The following is a 2,263-nucleotide window of genomic DNA, read 5'->3' as shown; positions in this document are numbered from 1 at the left end:
GGGCCTGCTCCTTGGGGCGGGGAGCGTCAGGCCTGGGCCTCGACGACGGCGATGGCGGTCATGTTGACGATGCCGCGGGCGGTGACGGAGGGGGTGAGGATATGCACCGGCTTGGCGGTGCCGAGCAGGATCGGCCCCACCGGCAGCGCGTCGCCGAACACCTTCACCATCTGGTAGGCGATGTTGGCGGCATCGAGATTGGGCATGACCAGTATGTTGGCCACACCCTGCAGCTTGCTGCCCGGCAGCACCCGCTCGCGGATCTCCGGCACGATGGCGCTGTCGCCCTCCATCTCCCCATCCACCATCAGCTCCGGCGCCTGCTGGTGCAGCAGCCCGGTAGCGAGGCGCATCTTCTGCGCGCTGGCGTCGTCGCGCGAGCCGAAGTCCGAATGCGACACCATGGCGATGCGCGGCTCGATGCCGAAGCGCTTCACATGCCCGGCCGCCTGGATCGCCATCTCCACCAGGTCCTCGGCATTGGGATCGGTCGACACATGGGTGTCGCAGATGAAGAACGCCCCCTTCTGCGTCACCAGCATCGACAGCGCCGAGACGTCGCGCACCCCCGGCGCCAGGCCGATAATGGTGCGGATGTGCCGGAGATGGCGGATGAACCGCCCCTCGACGCCGCACAGCATGGTGTCGGCGTCGCCGCGCATCACCGCCACCGCGGCGATCACCGTCGGCGTGGTGCGCACCAGCGTGCGGGCGATCTCCGGCGTGACGCCGCGACGGCCGGCGAGCTCGACATAGGTCTGCACATAGTCGCGGTAGCGCGGATCGTCCTCCGGGTTGATCAGGTCGAAATCGGTGCCGGGACGGATCGAGAGGCCGAAGCGCGCCAGGCGGGTGTCGATCACCGCCGGCCGCCCGATCAGGATCGGACGGGCGATCCCCTCCTCCACCACCACCTGCGCCGCCCGCAGCATCCGCTCGTCTTCGCCCTCGGCATAGATCACCCGCTTGGGCGCCTGCTTGGCGGTGGCGAATACCGGCTTCATCACCAGCCCGGAGCGGAACACGAAGCGGTCCAGCTCCTCGGCATAGACGTCGAAATCGGCGATCGGCCGCTTGGCGACGCCGCTCGCCATCGCCGCCCGCGCCACCGCCGGCGCCACCCGCAGGATGAGGCGCGGGTCGAAGGGCGAGGGGATGAGCGAGGTGGCGCCGAACACCGGCGTCTCGCCGCCATAGGCGCGCGCCACCACGTCGGAGGGGGTCTCGCGCGCCAGCTCGGCGATGGCGTGCACCGCCGCGATCTTCATCTCTTCATTGATCGTCGTCGCCGCCACGTCGAGCGCGCCGCGGAAGATGAACGGGAAGCACAGGACGTTGTTGACCTGGTTGGGGAAGTCCGAGCGGCCGGTGCAGATCATCGCGTCGGGCCGCGCGTCGCGCGCGAGGTCGGGCATGATCTCCGGCGTCGGGTTGGCGAGCGCCATGATCAGCGGCCGCTCGCCCATGGCCTTCAGCATCTCCGGCTTCAGCACGCCGCCGGCGGACAGGCCGATGAAGATGTCGGCGCCGACGATCACCTCGGCGAGGCTGCGCGCCTCGGTCTTCTGCGCGAAGGCCCCCTTATAGGGGTCCATCAGCGCCTCGCGGCCCTCATAGACCACGCCTTCGATGTCGGTGACGAAGATGTTCTCGCGGCTGGCGCCCATCGACACCAGCAGGTTCAGCGTGGCGATCGCCGCCGCGCCGGCGCCGGAGGTGACGATCTTCACCTCCCCGATCTTCTTGCCGCCGATGAACAGCGCGTTGACCACCGCCGCCGCGACGATGATCGCCGTGCCGTGCTGGTCGTCGTGGAACACCGGGATGTTCATCTTCTCGCGCAGCTGCGCCTCGATCTCGAAGCACTCCGGCGCCTTGATGTCCTCGAGGTTGATGCCGCCGAAGGTCGGCTCCAGCGCCGCCACCACGCTCACCACATGGTCGATCTCGAGCGCCTTGATCTCGATGTCGAACACGTCGATGCCGGCGAACTTCTTGAACAGCACCGCCTTGCCTTCCATCACCGGCTTGGAGGCTTCCGGCCCGATATTGCCGAGCCCCAGCACCGCCGTGCCGTTGGAGACCACCGCCACCAGGTTCTGCTTGGCGGTGAGCTCCGCCGCCAGCTCCCGGTCGGCGGCGATCGCCTCGCACACCGCCGCAACCCCAGGCGTGTACGCCAGCGCAAGGTCGCGCTGGTTGGCCAGAGGCTTGGTCGCCTGGATCTCAAGCTTACCAGGACGGGGTAGACGGTGGTAAACCA

At 68.5% G+C, this 2,263-nt stretch carries 1 protein-coding gene; it reads right to left on the bottom strand.

Translation table 11 applies throughout. The features are described from left to right. Nucleotides 1-26: 26 nt before the first annotated feature. Nucleotides 27-2,263, bottom strand: a 2,237-nt coding sequence (locus tag J2X65_RS26920; RefSeq protein WP_310208590.1) for an NADP-dependent malic enzyme, incomplete at its 5' end; no start/stop codon positions are given.

Source organism: Ancylobacter sp. 3268 (assembly GCF_031456575.1).
GTDB lineage: Bacteria > Pseudomonadota > Alphaproteobacteria > Rhizobiales > Xanthobacteraceae > Ancylobacter.
Note: the sequence above shows the minus strand (reverse complement) of the source record. Positions and strands in the feature narration are given on the sequence as shown.